Origin of the sequence: Telluria antibiotica, assembly GCF_011682055.1 — a bacterium.
Classification (GTDB): Bacteria; Pseudomonadota; Gammaproteobacteria; order Burkholderiales; family Burkholderiaceae_D; genus Telluria; species Telluria antibiotica.
Genome location: NZ_JAAQOM010000023.1, coordinates 46,390 through 63,091, shown reverse-complemented (window position 1 = coordinate 63,091; position 16,702 = coordinate 46,390). Strand labels below are relative to the sequence as shown.

The 16,702-nt window shown below is 68.5% G+C and carries 11 protein-coding genes; 6 read left to right on the top strand and 5 right to left on the bottom strand.

Annotation, left to right across the window (positions count from 1 at the left end):
• Positions 1 to 531 (bottom strand): GNAT family N-acetyltransferase, encoded by a 531-nt coding sequence (locus HAV22_RS28150; protein WP_166864260.1) that lies wholly within the window; start codon positions 529 to 531, stop codon positions 1 to 3.
• A 133-nt stretch (positions 532 to 664) separates the two neighbouring features.
• The gene (locus tag HAV22_RS28145) at positions 665 to 1,951 is read right to left on the bottom strand and encodes an amidohydrolase family protein (RefSeq protein WP_166864257.1); all 1,287 of its coding nucleotides are present in this window, start codon (positions 1,949 to 1,951) and stop codon (positions 665 to 667) included.
• 213 nt (positions 1,952 to 2,164) lie between these two features.
• On the opposite strand from HAV22_RS28145, the gene HAV22_RS28140 reads away from it, so the two are divergent.
• The 4 genes from HAV22_RS28140 (at position 2,165) to HAV22_RS28125 (ending at position 9,043) form a co-directional block, all read left to right on the top strand.
• Positions 2,165 to 3,007: a phasin family protein gene (locus HAV22_RS28140; RefSeq protein WP_166864254.1), complete on the top strand. Its 843-nt coding sequence runs from the start codon at positions 2,165 to 2,167 to the stop codon at positions 3,005 to 3,007.
• A gap of 230 nt (positions 3,008 to 3,237) precedes the next feature.
• On the top strand, positions 3,238 to 4,989 hold the full coding sequence (locus tag HAV22_RS28135; RefSeq protein ID WP_166864251.1) for an ABC transporter ATP-binding protein: 1,752 nt from the start codon (positions 3,238 to 3,240) through the stop codon (positions 4,987 to 4,989).
• Positions 4,979 to 6,769, top strand: coding sequence for an ABC transporter ATP-binding protein (locus HAV22_RS28130; protein WP_166864249.1), 1,791 nt, complete (start codon positions 4,979 to 4,981; stop codon positions 6,767 to 6,769). The genes HAV22_RS28135 and HAV22_RS28130 overlap by 11 nt, the downstream gene beginning before the upstream one ends.
• 267 nt (positions 6,770 to 7,036) lie before the next feature.
• A complete protein-coding gene (locus HAV22_RS28125; RefSeq protein WP_229421477.1) occupies positions 7,037 to 9,043 on the top strand; it encodes a diguanylate cyclase in 2,007 nt (668 codons plus the stop codon).
• 10 nt (positions 9,044 to 9,053) lie between these two features.
• Here the strand turns inward: HAV22_RS28125 and HAV22_RS28120 are convergent, their stop codons facing one another.
• Positions 9,054 to 9,407, bottom strand: coding sequence for a hypothetical protein (locus HAV22_RS28120; protein WP_166864243.1), 354 nt, complete (start codon positions 9,405 to 9,407; stop codon positions 9,054 to 9,056).
• Between the two features lie 124 nt (positions 9,408 to 9,531).
• Between HAV22_RS28120 and HAV22_RS28115 the strand changes: the two genes are divergently transcribed.
• Positions 9,532 to 9,969: a PACE efflux transporter gene (locus HAV22_RS28115; protein ID WP_166864240.1), complete on the top strand. Its 438-nt coding sequence runs from the start codon at positions 9,532 to 9,534 to the stop codon at positions 9,967 to 9,969.
• Between the two features lie 119 nt (positions 9,970 to 10,088).
• The gene (locus HAV22_RS28110; RefSeq protein WP_166864237.1) at positions 10,089 to 11,891 is read left to right on the top strand and encodes an FAD-binding oxidoreductase; all 1,803 of its coding nucleotides are present in this window, start codon (positions 10,089 to 10,091) and stop codon (positions 11,889 to 11,891) included.
• Positions 11,892 to 11,897: 6 nt separating this feature from the next.
• On the opposite strand, the gene HAV22_RS28105 is transcribed toward HAV22_RS28110, so the two are convergent.
• Positions 11,898 to 12,968 carry a hypothetical protein gene (locus tag HAV22_RS28105; protein ID WP_166864235.1) on the bottom strand — a complete coding sequence of 357 codons (1,071 nt, stop codon included), beginning with the start codon at positions 12,966 to 12,968 and terminating at the stop codon, positions 11,898 to 11,900.
• A 9-nt stretch (positions 12,969 to 12,977) separates the two neighbouring features.
• Entirely contained in the window at positions 12,978 to 16,700 is a 3,723-nt protein-coding gene (locus HAV22_RS28100) for a tubulin-like doman-containing protein (RefSeq protein WP_166864232.1), read from the bottom strand.
• Between the last annotated feature and the right edge of the window lie 2 nt (positions 16,701 to 16,702).

Below are 16,702 nucleotides of genomic sequence, written 5' to 3'. Positions count from 1 at the left end.
TCAGTCGTCTTCCGGCAGCGGCCAGCGCGCCGGGTCGTCGAGCAGCTTGTACATCACGTACGCGTCGACATAGCCCAGCCGGCGGTGCCGGTAAGCCTTGGGCAAGGTGCCGACGATGGAAAAGCCGAGCCGCTTCCACAGGTGGATCGCCGGGTTGTTCGTGCTGACGACGAAGTTGAACTGCATGGCGAGATAGCCCTGGCGCCGTGCCTCGCCGATGCTGTGCTCCCCGAGCAGGTGGCCCACGCCGACACCCTGCGCGTTCGGGCTCACCATGTACGATGCGTTCGCCACGTGCGCACCGCGCCCCACGTGGTTCGGCTGCAGCTTGTACATCCCGAGGATGCGGTCCTCGCCGCGCACGGCGACATAGGTCGAGGCCTCGGGCGCGAACCAGTAGTCGTACGTCTCTTCGCGGCTCGTCCCGGCATCCTGGGCATACGTTTCGCCCTCGGCCGCGTGCGCCTGGAAGATGGTCCACATCGCATTGAAATCGCTTTCAGTTGCTGGACGGATCTGGATATCTTTCACTGCGTGCCCTGCTCGGATGTATCGAAAGCGCAAGATTTTACCTAATGATTTGGCTGCACGGCTGCCAAACCCGCAACCGGGCGTAGAAAATTTCCGTTGAATTAAGTTAGGAAAGATTTCGTGCCGTGCGTTACTACCCCGCCTGCTTCTGACGTTCCAAACGGAAATCGACGGTCGCCGGCCGGCCAGGCAAGTGCAAGGTCGCGTGCGCGGGCGGCGCCTCGCTGACGACCCGTCCCGCGCGCAGCACGAGCCGGCGCGCCGCGAGCAGGCGGATCGCCTCGACGGGGTCCCCGGCATCGAGCCAGACGAGGTCGGCGCGGCACCCCGGCGCGATGCCGTAGCCGGCGAGGCCGAGGATGCGCGCCGGCGTCTCGGTGACGGCCTGGAAGCACTGGCGCATCGCGGCCTGCCCCGTCATCTGCGCGACGTGCAGTCCCATGTGCGCCACTTCCAGCATGTCGCCGGAGCCGAGGCCGTACCACGGGTCCATCACGCAATCGTGGCCGAACGCCACCGGCACGCCGGCCGCCAGCAGTTCCGGTACGCGGGTCATGCCGCGCCGCTTCGGATACGTGTCGTGGCGGCCCTGCAAGGTGATGTTGATCAGCGGATTCGCGATCGCGGCGACGCCGGATTCCACCATCAGCGGCAGCAGCTTGCTCACATAGTAATTGTCCATCGAATGCATGGACGTCAGGTGCGACCCGGCCACGCGGCCCTGCAAGCCCAGGCGCAAGGTTTCCGCGGCCAGGGTCTCGATGTGACGCGACAGCGGGTCGTCGCTTTCGTCGCAATGCATATCGACCATCAGGCCATGTTCCGCCGCGAATTCGCACAGCAGCCGCACGGATTCGGCGCCATCGGCCATCGTGCGCTCGAAATGCGGGATGCCGCCGACGACATCGACGCCCATGCGAATCGCGCGCTTCAGGTTCGCGAGGGCCGTCGGGCTGCGCAGCAGGCCGTCCTGCGGAAACGCGACGAGTTGCATGTCGACGTACGGCGCGACGCGGCGCTTCACGTCGAGCAGCGCTTCCACTGCGAGCAGCCGGTCGTCGCACACGTCGACGTGCGTGCGGATCGCGAGCAGCCCCCGCGCGACGGCCCAGTCGCAGTAGCGCAACGCGCGCTCGACGAGCGCCTCCTGCGCCAGTTGCGGCTTGAGCTCGCCCCACAGCGCGATGCCCTCCAGCAGCGTACCGGATTCGTTCACGCGCGGCAGGCCGTAGCTGAGCGTGGCGTCCATGTGGAAATGGGCGTCGACGAACGGCGGGGTCACGAGGTCGCCGCCGACGTCGATCTCGCGCGCACCTTGCTGCGCTAACGCGGGCTCGACGGCGGCGATACGGCCACCGTCGATGCCGATGTCGGCGCGGCGGCCGTCCGGCAGGGTGGCGTTGCGGAAGACGAGGTCCATGCTGGAAGACTCCTGATGAGTTGGCACCACATCAGATTACCACGATGATCATCTTGTCAATGATGTATATCAAACTCTAATGCTGCACCGCAAGATTTCCTTATAAAAACAACATAGAATTCGCTTTTCAACCCGCATAAAGCCATTTACACTGATATTTATTGCAGTGCATCATAAACCTAATGGTTATAACCTGAAAGACAAGGAACCCAGATGACTTCACTTTCCGAACAGTTGTCCGCCGTCCGCAAGTCCCAATGGGAAGCCCAGCTCGACGTGTTCCGGGCCTTGAGCCAGCGCGCGCTCGACAGCGCTGAACAGCTGATTGCACTCAACATGAAGACCTCGCGCGCATCGGTCGAACAAGCCGCGGGCACGTTCAAGCAATTGCTCGAGGTGAATAACCCGCGCGATTTATTCGCTATCGGCTCGACGGCCCAGGGGCAGTGGCAACAATTCTTTTCCTACGGCCGCGAGCTGCTGGGCATCGCCACTGGCACCCACGAGCGCATGTGGAGCACGCAGCCGTCGCCGCTGCAGTTGGTCCCCGCCGCGACGATGAACGTCCCGACGTCCGTGCCGCAATTGATGGAGCAGGCGGCCATCGCGACGGCCGATGCCGCGACCGTCAACAGCGAGATCGCCCAGGCCGCCATCGACACGGGTGGTGCGATGGCCGAGGCGGCGCTGGATGCAGTCGCCCACGGCGCCGACCCGCTGGTGCACGCGCACGCACACATCGACGCCGCGCCGGCAGAGGCTCCGACGACGACCGTGACGGAGGCCGTGGCCGCGGCACCGGCGGCGCCCGCGCCCGATCCGGTGGAGACGGCCATCGCCGACGACGTGCCGCCCGCCAAGGCCAAGCCGCTGGCCAAGGCCTTGAACGAGGTGGCGCCGAAACCGGCCGCCGCCGAGCATCCGATCGCCTCCACCGTGCCGCTGGAAGCGGGCCCGCAGGTCGACCTGCCGATCGTCACGCCGGCCGACACCACGCCGCCGCTGCGCGTCGTGACGCAAGGTGGCAAGTCGACGCGCTCGTCGCGCAAGAAGTAAGACGCCAACGTCCGCGTGGGCGCAGGGGCGCCCACCCTACGGGCAAATCAGCAGGGTGGGCATTCGAGGCCGGGGGCCTCGAATGAAACGTGCCCACGCGTGACGCCGGCACAATGCATACGTCCGCGTGGGCGAGGGCCGCCCACGCCGACGATCAAAAAATAGTACATTAGCGGGCCGCGTGCCCGCTTTTTCTTTTGGCACGCCCCACCAATCAACAGGATGCTTCAATGGGTCTGGCAAGGCTGATCGGCGGCTTCGTGCGCCGTCACTGGCGTTCCTATGCGTCGTCGGCGGTGATGCTGTTCGGCGTGGCGTTGTGCACCGTGCTCGTGCCGCGCAAGGTCGGTGCGATGATCGACGGCCTCGCCGCGCACCGCCTGGCCGGGCACGACCTCGTCATCCAGATATGCCAGCTGCTCGGGCTCGGCCTCGCCATCTACGGGCTGCGCGTCGCGTGGCGCCTGCGCCTGTATTCCGCGTCGTACCGGCTCGGCGTGGAACTGCGCACGAAGCTGTACGACCGCCTGGCCGCGCAAGGTCCCGCGTTCTTCCAGCGCCAGCGCACGGGCGACCTGATGGCGCTCGGCACCAACGACATCGACGCCATCGAGCAGGCCGCCGGCGAGGCGATGCTGGCCGGCTTCGACGGCACGCTCACGCTCGTCATGGTGCTGGGCATCATGTTCCTCGGCGTCGACTGGCGCCTCACGACGATCGCCCTGCTGCCGTTTCCGCTGATGGCGCTGGCGTTCTGGCGCATCTCCGGCCACATCCACAAGGCGTCCACCGATTCGCTGAAGCGCTTCTCGGCGCTCAACGACCACGTGCAGGAAACGCTGTCCGGCGTGCGTACCTTGCGCGCCCTCGGCCTCGAACAGCGCAGCGCCGACCAGTTCGCACAGCTCGCGGCGCGCGCCGCCGACGCCAGCCTCGCGGCACAGAAATGGGAAGCCGCGTACGAACCGGCCGTCGGCCTCACGCTCACCGCGGCCACGGGCCTCACGCTGGGTCTCGGCGGCTATCTCGTGTGGCAGGGCCAGATCACGATCGGCAGCCTCACGAGCTTCACGATGTACCTGGGCCAGCTGATCTGGCCCATGTTCGCGGCGGGCTGGGTGCTGTCGCTGATCGAACGGGGACGCGCCGCGCTGGCGCGCCTGCAGCCGCTGCTCGACGCCCCCTTGACCGTCGACGACCACGGCACGGTCGACGTGCTGGCGCGCGGCCCGCTCGTGCTGGACCACGTCCGTTTCAGCTACGGAGACGACGCGCGTCCGGCACTGGACGACGTGTCGCTGCGCCTGGAACCGGGCAAGACGCTTGGCCTCGTGGGCGCGACGGGCGCGGGCAAGTCCACCTTGCTGCGCGTGCTGCTGCGCCAGGCCACGCCGCAGCACGGCACCGTCACGTGGGGCGGCCACGCGCTGGACGAGTACACGCTCGCCACCTTGCGCGCGCACGTCAGCTGGGTGCCGCAGGAGTCGTTCCTGTTCTCGGCGTCGATCGCGGAAAACATCGCGCTCGCGTGCCCCGGCGCGTCGCGCGCGGACATCGAGCAGGCGGCCAAGATGGCCGCCATCCACGACGACATCCTGCGCTTCCCGGACGGCTACGACACGCCCGTCGGCGAAAAAGGCATCACCTTGTCGGGCGGCCAGCGCCAGCGCGTGGCGATCGCGCGCGCACTCCTCGGCACGAGCGCCCTGCTGCTGCTCGACGATGCGCTGTCCGCGGTCGACACGGGCACGGAAACGAACATCCTCGACCACTTGAACGACGTGCGCCGCGAACGCCCGGAACTGTCGGCCATCATCGCGAGCCACCGCCTGTCGGCCGTCGTCAACGCGGACCTGATCGTCGTGCTGCGCGACGGCCGCATCGTGGAGCGCGGCACGCACGACGAACTGCTCGCCCTGGACGGCTGGTACGCCAGCCAGTGGCGCTACCAGCAACTGGAGGCCAGCCTCGATGCCGTCTGAAGAGATCAAAAAGAGCGTCACCGCGGCGCAGGCGCGCCAGGCGGCCGGCCTGCTGCGCCGCGCCGCGCATCCCGACCGCCGCCACCTCGCGTGGGCTACCGTGTGGCTGGTCGTCGCGGCCGGACTCGAAGTGCTGGGCCCCCTGCTGGGCAAGAAGCTGATCGACGACCACCTGCTGCCGCACCGCCTCGACTGGCCGCGCATGGCGTGGCTGCTGGCCGGCGTCGTCGTCTTCGGCTGGGCCGCCTCGTGGCTGCGCTTCCTGCAACTCGTGCGCCTGTCCGGCCTCGCGATGCGCGCCGTGCAGCGGCTGCGCGAATGGGTCTACGGCCACGTGCTGCGGCTGCCGATGGCGTTCTTCGACCGCGCCATCACGGGCCAGCTCGTGAGCCGCGTCACGAACGACACGGAAGCCGTCAAGACGCTGTACATCCAGGTGCTGTTCGTGATCCTCGATTCCAGCATCGTCCTGGTGGGCACGTCGATCGCGATGGCCTGGCTGGACTGGCACCTGATGGTGATCGTGCTGGCGCTCGTGCCCGCGGTGCTGGGCATCGTGTGGCTGTACCAGCGGCTGTCCGCGCCCGCCGTCACGCGCGCGCGGGCGCTGCGCAGCGACATCAACGGCCAGATGGCGGAATCGATCGGCGGCATGAGCGTGCTGCAGGCGAACAATGCGCAGCACCGCTTCGGCCGGCGCTTCGCGCACACGAACGACCAGCACTACACGGCGCGCGTCGCCGAACTGCGCGCCAATGCCTTCCTGCTGCGGCCCGCGCTCGACTTCCTCAACGTCGTGCTGCTCGCGGTCGTCATCTACAGCTTCGGCCAGCGCAGCATGAATGCCGTCGAAGTGGGCGTGCTGTATGCGTTCATCAGCTATATCGCGCGCGTCGTCGAACCGCTCATCCAGATCACGATGCAGTTCTCCGGCCTGCAGCAGGCCGTCGTCGCGACGGCGCGCGTGGCCGCGCTGCTCGACGAGGCGGGTGCGGCAGAACATGCAGCCGGCCGCGCCGTCTCCGAACGAAAGCCCGTTGCCGCGGACGTGCCGGCCGTGCGCGTGCGCGGCCTGTCGTTCGCCTACGTCCCCGGCCAGACGGTGCTGCACGACCTGTCGCTGGACATCCCGCAAGGCGCCTTCTTCGGCATCGTGGGCCACACCGGCAGCGGCAAGTCCACGCTGCTGTCGCTGCTACTGCGCTACTACCCGTTCGAACACGGCACGATCACCCTGTTCGGCGAGCCGCTGGCCGGCATTGGCAACGAGCGCTTCCGCGCCGAGGTCGGGCTCGTCCCGCAAGACCCGTTCCTGCTCGCGGCATCGGCACGCGAGAACATCGACATGGGACGCGGCCTGCCGCAGGAAGCGATCGAGGCGGCCGCGCGCGCCGCGCACGCGCACGGCTTCATCGCGCGGCTCGAGCAAGGCTACGACACGCCGCTGGGCGAAGGCGGCTCGCGCCTGTCGTCCGGGCAGAAGCAGCTGATCGCCATCGCGCGTGCGCTCGCGGGCCGGCCCCGCATCCTGCTGCTGGACGAAGCGACGTCGCGCATCGACAGCCAGACGGAGCAGATCGTCCAGCAGGCGCTCGACGAGTTGCGCGGCCAGGTGACGATCATCGCCATCGCGCACCGCCTGTCGACGATCCGCGACGCCGACCGCATCGTCGTGCTGAACCACGGCCGCATCAGCGAAGCGGGCAGCCACGACGACCTGATGCGCATCGAAGGCGGCCTGTATCAGCGGCTGTATCTGCTGCAGCAGCTGAGCGTCTGACCTGTCGTGATTGCCGTATCGGCATCATGTAAATAATGACATGTTTGTTATCTGAACATCATTTTTATCACGGCGCAGCTTTTTAGATACGAAATTGTCTTTTTTACGCATAACCGTTCTAAATATTGATCTTTCTCAATTGCAAGAGCCTATAATCCTGTAAAGAGATGTCCCAAATCGAGGGACTACACTTCTCGGGAAACTATGTCGGCAGGCTTTTATCGTGCATCGCAGCACCGACGCAGCCGTGCGCTGCTGGCTTTGCTATTGCTGGCTACCGGCGGTGCCACGGCAGCGGACGTCAACCCGCCCACGCCGGACCGCTACACCGAGATCGGGGAAGTCATCCGCGTCACGCCCCAGCGCGCCGTGCCGCTCGTGGCCGCCCTGGAAGCGGAGGCAGGCCGCTCGCCCGCCGAACACGCCCGCGCCCTCACGCTGTCCTGTGACCTGAGCCACCGCCTCGGCAAGCACGAGGAAGCCGTCCAGCTGTGCGAACAGGCGTTCGAACTGGGCCGCCAGGCGCACGACGACAGCCTCGTGGCGCGCGCGCTGCTGTCGAAAGCCTATGCCGTGTTCGGCCTGAACGAATCGGCGCAATCGCACCAGCTGGTGTGGGAAGCGGAGCGCCTTGCCGCAAACAGCCCTGACACCGGCCTGCGCATCCTCGTGCTGATCTCGTCGGGCGAATCGTATGCCGAAGAAGGCAACTTCCCCGTCGCGCTGAACAAGCTGCAGGGCGCCGTGACGCTCGCGCGCCAGCACGACGATCCGCTGCAGATCGCCATCGCGCTCAAGTCGCTGGCCTATCTGTACGGCCAGATGCGCGAATTCGACAAGGGGTTCGAGGCCGTCGCCGAAGCGGAAAAGCTCGCGGAGCAGATCGACTCGCCGGGCCGCCGGGCCATCTTCAAGACCACCGAAGCGATCCTGGCCGTCAGCAATGGCGACGTCGCGCGCGGTACGAAAGCGCTGCTGGCGGCGCTCGCGCTGGAACGCGGCATCGGCGCCGACGCGATGGTGTCGAACACGCTCGTCAACCTGGCCGACATTTATCTGCGCCAGCAGGACTGGCGCCGCGCGCTGACGTATGCGCAGCAAGCGCTGGACCAGGCGCAGAAGCTGCACGACGACTCGCTCGCCGCGACGGCCCGCGTCAACGTCGGCCAGGCCTACCTGGGCATGGGCCGCCTGGCCGAGGGCAAGAAGCACATCGAAGAAGGCATGGATTGGTATCAGCGCTCGGGCAACAAGCCCGACCAGCAGGGTGTACTCGTCGAATACGGCGATGCCCTCGAACGCGCGGGCGACCTGGCCGGCGCGCTGGCCGCGTACCATCGCGAGCGAGCGCTGTCGAACGAATTGTTCGAGACGCGCCGCCAGAAGGCGATGATGGAGCTGCAGGAAAAATACGAGGCCGACAAGCGCCAGCGCCAGATCGAGATGCTGCGCCAGGAAAACCAGGTCAAGTCGACGGAAATCGACAACCGCCGGCTGCAGCAGCGCATCTGGTGGCTGCTGGCGCTCGTGTTCGCGCTCGCCTCGGTCATCGTCGGCATCCTGTACCGCAAGGTGCGGCACGCCAACGCCCAGCTCGAGGAAAAGAACCTGGAACTCAAGCAGCAGAGCGCGCGCGACCCGTTGACCGCGCTGTACAACCGCCGCCACTTCCAGGAATTCATGCGCTCGCACCAGGAGATCGAACGCCGAGGCACGAACCCGAGCGGCGACGAAATCGTCAGCGCGATGTTCCTGCTCGACGTCGACCACTTCAAGCACATCAACGACACGCACGGCCACGGCGCCGGCGACGCCGTTCTGCGCGAGATCGCCGACGCGCTGCGCGAGATCCTGCGCGAGACCGACATGATCGTACGCTGGGGCGGCGAGGAATTCCTCGCCTTCCTGCCTGCCGTGCCGCGGGGCAGCCTGGACGAGGTGGCGCGCCGGCTGCTCGTCGGCATTCCGGAACGGACGATCGATTACCAGGGCACGCGGCTGTCGGTGAACGTGTCGATCGGCTTCGCGCCATTCCCGCTGATCGCGGGCGCCGCGTCGATCTCGTGGGAACGCGCGATCAACATCGTCGACATGGCGCTGTACATGGCCAAGGGCCACGGCCGCAACCGCGCCTATGGAGTGCGCGGCCTGGCCGGGCTCGATCATGCGAACATGGACGGGATCGAGCAGGACATCGAGAAGGCGTGGCGCGATGGACTCATCGACTTGTCCGTCGTGACGCCGCCGATGCTGGAGTTGCGGATGGCGTCGTAACGCCGCGCGCCTACTTCGCTGCCTCCTGCATCTTTTCGCCCGCCTTCTCGACCTTCTGGCCGACCCGCTCGGTCGCGGCCTTCGCCCCTTCGCGCGCCTCGCGCACGGCCTCGTCGGCCTTCTGGACCTGGGCCTGGACCTTGGTCTCCACCTTCGCGTTGATCTCGTCGATCTTCCCGTTCACGTGGTCGAGCTTTTGCTGCACGCGGACGCCGGCCTCGTCGACCTTCGCCTGCGCGCGGGCGCCCGCGTCGTCGATGGCTTTGCCGGCCTGCTGGGCCGGGCCCACGCCGTCGTGGGGACGGTTGCAGCCGGCCAGCAGCACGGCCGCGAGCAGCGTCCCCGAGATGAAAGTGCGATTCATGCCGCGTCCTCCTTGTCGTCGCTTTTGTTGCCGAATATACACCTGGGCGCCGGGTGACGGCGCGCACGTCGGCGCCGCTTCCGGGTTATCCTTGCCTGATCAGGAATTTCGCAAAGAGCAGCACATGCAAGGCATCCGACGCAAGATCGTCTACGTCGCACTGTACGAAGCCATCGCCATCGCGTGCACGACGGCGGGCCTCGCCGGCGTCGGCGGCCACGACACGGGCGCCGCCGGCCTCGCCTCCGTCCTCGCGTCGATCACCGCCGTCATCTGGAACGTCGTCTACAACACGTTGTTCGAAGCGTGGGAAGCGCGCCAGGGCAGGCGCGGCCGCAGCGTGCTGCGCCGCGTCGTCCACGCCATCGGCTTCGAGGGCGGCCTCGTGCTCGCCATCGTGCCGATGTTCGCGTGGGCACTCGGCACGTCGCTGCTCGACGCCTTCCTGCTCGACGTCGGCCTCGTCGTGTTCTTCATGCTGTACAGCTTCGCGTTCAACTGGGCGTTCGACCTCGTGTTCGGCCTCCCGAAGGCGGCGCTGGGCAAGCCCGGCGCGGCCTAAGTCCGGTTCGCCCCACCCGCCTCCCGGTTCGCCACATTCCACTGGCACGGGGCGGCGCGGTCCGGCACAGTGCATCGACGACGGCCGCACGAACGATGCGACGACCTTTCGGAGATGCGATGAAACGACGATTCCTTTTGAAGGCGGCGACGGCGCTGCCATTCGCCCTTGCCCATCCGGCGAACCTCGCGTGGGCCGCGCCCGCACGGCGCGCACGCGTGCGCCCGGGCGACCCCGGCTGGCCGTCGGCCGCCGCGTGGGACAAGCTGAAGACCGACGTGGGCGGCCGCCTCGTCAAGCTCGACGCGCCGTTCGCCGGCTGCGCCGCCGGCGCGGATACCCCCGCCTGCGCCACCGCGCTCGCCCGCCTGAAGAACGGATTCGACGTGGGCGACCAGCCGAACTTCACGCACACGAGCGGCTGGCTCGACGCCTGGTCGTCGCAGCCCAGCGCCTACGCCGTCGCCGCGCGCACGACGGCGGACGTCGTCGCCGCCGTCGATTTCGCGCGCGCCCACGACCTGCGCCTCGTCGTCAAGGGCGGCGGCCACAGCTACCAGGGCACGTCGGATGCGCCCGATTCGCTGCTCGTCTGGACGCGGCACATGAACGACGTGCGCGTGGACCCCGCGTTCGTCGCGCACAACTGCGGCGCCGCGCCGCAGCCGGCCGTCACGCTGGGCGCGGGCGCCATGTGGATCGACGCCTACGACGCGGTGACGACGCGCGCCGGCCGCTACGTGCAGGGCGGCGGCTGCACGACCGTCGGCGTGGCGGGACTCGTGCAGAGCGGCGGCTTCGGCAGTTTTTCGAAGCGCTACGGCACCGCGGCCGCCGGCCTGCTGGAGGCGGAAGTCGTGACGGCCGACGGCCAGGTCCGCATCGCCAACGCGTGCACGAACCCGGACCTGTTCTGGGCCCTGAAAGGCGGCGGTGGCGGCAGCGTCGGCATCGTCACGCGGCTCACGCTGCGCACGCGCGACCTGCCGGCCACGTTCGGCGGCGTCTTCTGCAAGATACGGGCGGCCGGCGATAACGCGTTCCGCGCGCTGCTCGGCAAGCTCGTCGACTTCTATGCGAAGAACCTGTTCAATCCGCACTGGGGAGAACAGATTTCCCTCCACGGCGACAACACCGTCGACGTCTCGATGGTGTTCCAGGACCTCGACGAGGCCGGCGCCGCGCGCACGTGGGCACCGCTGCTGGCCTGGCTGGACGCGGCCCCCGACTACACGTTCGAGAGGCCGTTCAAGGTGCTCGCCCTGCCCGCGCGGCACCTGTGGGACGCCGCGTTCTTCCGCGAGCACGCGCCCGGCTTCATGGTCGCCGACCCGCGTCCGGGCGCGCCCGCGCACCACGTGATCTGGAAGGGCGACACGGAACAGGAAGGCTGGTTCATCCACGGCTACAAGTCCGCCTGGCTGCCGGCGACGCTGCTCGACGCATCGCGCCAGGCCAGCTTCGCCGACGCGCTGTTCCGCGCCAGCCGGCACTGGAGCGTGGGCCTGCACTTCAACAAGGGCTTGGCGGGGGCGCCGGCCGCCGAGATCGACGCCGCGCGCGATACGGCGACGAATCCCGCCGTGCTCGACGCCTTTGCGCTGGCGATCATCGCGGGCGGCGACGGGCCGCACTTCCCTGGCATGCCGGGCGGCGCCGTCGACGCGCCGCGCGGCCGCGCCCGCGCGCAGGCGATCGGCCGTGCGATGGATGCGCTGCTGGCCGTGGCGCCGGGCGCCGGTTCCTATGTATCGGAAAGCGATTACTTCCTGGACGATTGGCAGACGGCGTTCTGGGGCGCCAACTACCCGCGCCTCGCGCGCATCAAGGAGAAGTACGATCCGCAAGGGCTGTTCTTCGTACGCCACGGCGTGGGCAGCGAAGGGTGGAGCGACGACGGCTTCACGCAGCTGGCGACGTGACGGCCCTTATTGCCCGCCGGCCGCGCGCTCGGCGTCGCGCTTCAATGCGGCGCAGTCGCGGTCCGCGGGGTCGACCATCGTGAGGCACAAGTCCATCTTGTCGCGCGCGGCGCCGTAATCGCCGCGCGCCATATCCGCCCGCGCTTCCCGGACGAGGTTGCGCGCCGACGGCGCGTCGCCGCCTGGGGACGGCGCGGCCAGCGGATGGTCGCCGCGCGCGGCATCGACTCTAGCCTTCAGCGCGCGCGTGTCGTCGTCCTCGCCCCAGCGCTTCGTGAACGCCTGCAGGCGAGCGCGCGCCCGCTCCGCGTTGCCCGCGGCCAGCGCGGATTCGACGGCGCCGCGCGCCTCGCTCCACGCGCTTGCGCGCTGGCGCTTGCGCGTGCATGCGCTAGAGGCGTCGTTGAGCGCGCGCTGCAGCCGTTCCAGCTGCTCCGGCGTGGCGCGGCTCTTGCGCAGCGCGATCAGCTCGTCCTGCGCCTGTTTGCCCTGGCAGGACTGGGCCTGCCCGATGGCCGCGTCGATGCGCTGGTCGATCTTGTGCGCCGACGGTTTTGCCAACAACCACACCCCCCACAGCACGGCCAGCGCGATGATCCACCAGCGCAGCCGGATCGGCTGGCGGCCCGCCGGCCGGGCGGCCGGCGCGGGCGACGGCGGCCACGGGATGCCGCGGCCGCGTGCGGGCTCGCTGCCTGCCGGGTCGACGGGGCGGCCGCTGTGGCCGAACGTGGTCGCGGATGGCGTGGGCGTGGCGGGGCCGGCGGACTTCGCCGACGCCGCGGCGGACGCCGACGTGGCAGACGCCGACGTGCCGGACGCCGTCGCGGGGGCGCCTGCAGCGACCGCGGGCGTCTGCGCGTCGTCCTCGCCGGTGCCGGGCGCATCGGACCAGCCGGACAGCGCCGCGGCAGCCTCCGCGCCGGCGACGACGGCCGCGCGCCGCCCATCCTCCCGTGACGGCGGCGGCGCGCCGTCAGCCTGCACCGTGCCGCAGTACGGGCAGTAATTCACGCGGCGCGGCATGCCGCGCGCGCAGGCGGCGTTGATGCAGCGGTAGATCGCTTCGTCCTGCACGGCGCGTCCTTATTCCGGGTCCGGAATGTCGTCGTCCGGATCGGGGATCGCGGTCTCGATCCCCGCCATCACCTCCGGGATGTCGCCGACCGTCTTCCACTTGTCCGTGCGCGGATTCCACTGCATGTTCCAGATGCGCGTGCCCGCATCGATCTCGCCGCGCGTGAGCTGCTGCACGACTTCCTCGAGCGCGAACGGCCCGCGCTGGGCGCCGCCCACGAACAGCTTGTAGCGCGCCGGGATCGACGTCGCACCGACGACGTACGCGGCCGGCCCGAGGCTCGGCGCGGCGACGCCTTCGGGCGCGCCCGGTGTCGGCGCGACGACGGTGGGTTCCGCCGGCGCGTACTGCGCGGACGGCAGCACGGCCGCCGCGGCCCGGCGTTCCAGCGCCTGCGCGGCGCGCGCGTCGGCGGACAGGAATTCCGGCCGGATCACGCGCTTGTCGGCCGGCCGCTCCACTTCCCACGCGTAGGCATCGGAGGCGGAATCGGGCACGGTCTCCGTCCACGTGTCCATCTGCGCCAGCGCCGCCTCGACCTGCGCCGGCGACAGCTGCGGATCGATCGCCACCGCCCGCCGCATCCACTGGTCGTACAGCCGGCGCGCCGTGATGTAGGGGAGTGACGGCGATGGCAGCTGCGCGCCCGTCTCGTCCACTTCCAGCTTCGGCTCGTAGACGCGCAGCTGATAGTGGCGCATCAGCGCGGCCAGCAGCGCCAGCTGGTGCGGGCCCATCGCGGCCAGGCGCTGGCGCGTCGCGGCGATCACCTGCTCGCGGTAGTAAGGCGGCAGGCCGTTCGAGCGGATCGCGTATTCGTTGCCGATCTGGAGCCACTCGCCCGACCCCGGCTCGACCTCGAACAGGTACTGCCCGCGCGGCTGGAACGCGGCCTCGCGGTCGCCCGCGTCCTGCTTGCGGCGCAGGACGCCGAGCGCGATGGCGGCGAGGAAGAATTCGTAGTCGTCGGCGAGGCGATTGAGTTCGTCCATCGATGGCGAGATCGGATGGCGGAACCTGGTCGAATCGAAGTGCAGGTGCGTGGGGATCTTCGGGTTCTCGATCTGGTAGCTGGCGCGCCACGTGGGCAGGCCGCGCAAGATCGTCATCGGATAGCCGGACAGTTCGATGTAGCAGACGGCGCGTCCCGGCACGCCCGTGTTCACGACGGACACGAGGTCGCCGTGGAAGAACCCGGTGGGCACCGCGGCGCGGATTTCCGGCTCCAGCTTGCGCCACGCGGCCGGGTCACCGACGCCGATGAAGCACTTGAACTGGTCGGCGCTGGGCGTGAACTCGGCCGAGAAGCGCGCGTTAATCCACGGCATGGCGCTCTTGATCCATTCCGAAAAAATGCGATGCCGTTCCTGCGGCGACAACGCACCGAGGCGCTCCACGAGCGGATCGGGCAGCTCGGCCACGGCCTGTTCGCCGGACAGCTGCAGTTGCGCGCGCCGGAACAGTTTCAGCAGCAGGTCGGACCGCATGCGCTCGTCGCCCAGCTGCGGGAACAGCCGCGCGGAACCGCCGAATTCCAGCAGCACCTCTTCGCTCCATGCGCTCACGTCGCCCGTCAGCCGCACGGGTTCCGGCAAGACGTCGCTCGCGAGTTTGATGTAGGTGGCGTGTTCCTGGCGCGCGTCGGCGCGGAGCTGGCCGATGCGCTGGTCGACGGCCGCGAGCATCGCGCCCACGTTGCGCCGTCCTTCCTGGAATTCGCCGGCGACGCCGCTCCAGCGCACTTGCCCATGTTCGTCCGGCGCCTGCGGTTCGCCCAGCCACGCGGACAGGCTGTGCATCACCTCGACGGCCTGCCCCGCCGCGACGGCGAGCAGGTGGAAGCGCAGGTAGTCCGCGATGTCGCGCTTCAGGTGGTTCATGATCTCGCGCGCCTGCGCATCCTTGCCGAACAGGCGGCCCGCGGCCTGCGTGAGGTTGTTCAGCGATTCCTCGACCTGGCGCGTGCGCAGCGCGTCGCGCACGTCGCGATAGCGCTTGCCGTTGCGCTGCACGTTCGCCAGGTCGCGCTGCGCGAGGCGCGCCTTCACCTGCTCCAGCAAGGACAGCACGAATTCGAGGCCGCCCTGCTTGCGGTCGTCCAGCAGCATGTACAGCCGGCCGCGCACGTTCAGCCGCAGTTGCGCGAGCAGTTCGCCCGTATGCCGCTTGATGCGGTCCTCGCTCGTCTCCGCCGTGGCGCCGGCCTCGCGGATCGCGTCGCGCTCCAGGTGCGGCAACAGCTCGACGACCTTCTCGCGCCACAGCTTGAGATCGTACGAGGCCATGATGCGGTCCATCTCCAGCTGCACCTTGCTTTCGACCCGTTCCAGCAGCGAGCGCTGGTCCTTGTCGAGCAGGAGCATGTCCGTCAGCGCATATTCGGGGAACGGCGTGACGTCGACGGTGCCCTTCTTGAAATCGGGGAATTCCGCGAACGGGTGCTCGGCCATGCCCATCTGCTCGCGCATGAACGCATCCCGTTCCTGGTCCGCCGCGCGCCGCGCGGCCGTGCCGTCGGCCGCGACGAGGCCGAAGAACGCCTTCACCATCAGCGCCGCCAGTTCGTACGCGCGGATGTCTTCGCGCAGGCTTTGCTGCGTGTCGAGCACGGCCTGGCCGAACGCGGAATAGACCTTCGAGTACGACAGGCGCATGTCGCCGAAGCGCTGCTCCGGCACGCGCGGGTTGTACGGCCCCAGCTTGTGCTGCTGCTGGTTGACGGCGACGGAGCGCTTGCGGTTGGCGAAATCGGCCGACGCGAAATCCTCGAACAGCGTGTCCGCCACCATCTGGTACACGTCCTTCACGTCCTGCGTGGCCTTGTTCGCGAGGTTCGCCGTGTCGACGAAATACACGTCGTCGAACGGGGTGCCGCGGCCGACGATGCTGTCCGGCTCCATCCACTGCACGCGCGCGTTCATGTCGCGCATGCTCGTCTCCAGTTCCATCAACGTGGCGTACGCGTTCGCTTCCGTGCGTTCCTTGTTCGCCTTCGCGTAGCCGGACGGCAGGAACATCACGAGGTCGACCTGGCTGTCCGACACTTCCTGGCGCGCGACGGCCTTGGCGATCCATCCGAGGTCGATGGCGCTGCCCGCGCCCGTGCCGCCCGCGTTCGACGCAATGACGACGATGCGGAATTTCGACGTGTCGACCTGCAGCCCGAGGCGCTGGTAATTCTCCTTGCGCTCGATGCCGGCATTACTGCTCAAGAAGTTCAGCGCGCCCTTGATGCGGCCGCGCAGCTTCGGGTATTTGTCGAACAGGTACAAGCGCGCCAGCGCACGGATCTGGCCCGCGCCCTTCGACGGGTCGATGCCCAGCGAGCGCAGTTTCTTCGGCCGCAGCGGCATCCAGTTCTCGATCAGCGGGAAGCGTGCGAGGCTGTCGTCCGACTCGTGGTATTGCGGCAGGTCGAGCGGTTCGACGAGGCGTTCCTCGTCGGAGAGTTTGACCAGCTCGAACCACGGGTCCGTGCGCTGCGACTTGCCCTCGTCGATGACGGCGTTCGCATCGAGGTCGAAATGGAGGAAGCGCGCGACGGGGAAGTCGGCGATGGAGTCGACGCGGGTCGGATGCCGGCGGTTCCACACGGCCGCGAGGATGCGGCGGCGGATGCGCATCATGACTTCCATGCCGGTGCCGCCGGCGCCGATGAACAGCGTCGGACGCAAATCGACTTTGAGCTCCGCTTTATTGCCGAGCGATGCGGGATCGGGAAAATCTGCCATGG

Excerpts from the sequence above, each read along its gene's own strand:
- HAV22_RS28145 (WP_166864257.1), bottom strand. The coding sequence starts at position 1,951 with ATGGACCTCGTCTTCCGCAACGCCACCCTGCCGGACGGCCGCCGCGCC.
- HAV22_RS28140 (WP_166864254.1), top strand. The coding sequence starts at position 2,165 with ATGACTTCACTTTCCGAACAGTTGTCCGCCGTCCGCAAGTCCCAATGG.
- HAV22_RS28135 (WP_166864251.1), top strand. The coding sequence starts at position 3,238 with ATGGGTCTGGCAAGGCTGATCGGCGGCTTCGTGCGCCGTCACTGGCGT.
- HAV22_RS28130 (WP_166864249.1), top strand. The coding sequence starts at position 4,979 with ATGCCGTCTGAAGAGATCAAAAAGAGCGTCACCGCGGCGCAGGCGCGC.
- HAV22_RS28120 (WP_166864243.1), bottom strand. The coding sequence starts at position 9,407 with ATGAATCGCACTTTCATCTCGGGGACGCTGCTCGCGGCCGTGCTGCTG.
- HAV22_RS28115 (WP_166864240.1), top strand. The coding sequence starts at position 9,532 with ATGCAAGGCATCCGACGCAAGATCGTCTACGTCGCACTGTACGAAGCC.
- HAV22_RS28110 (WP_166864237.1), top strand. The coding sequence starts at position 10,089 with ATGAAACGACGATTCCTTTTGAAGGCGGCGACGGCGCTGCCATTCGCC.
- HAV22_RS28100 (WP_166864232.1), bottom strand. The coding sequence starts at position 16,700 with ATGGCAGATTTTCCCGATCCCGCATCGCTCGGCAATAAAGCGGAGCTC.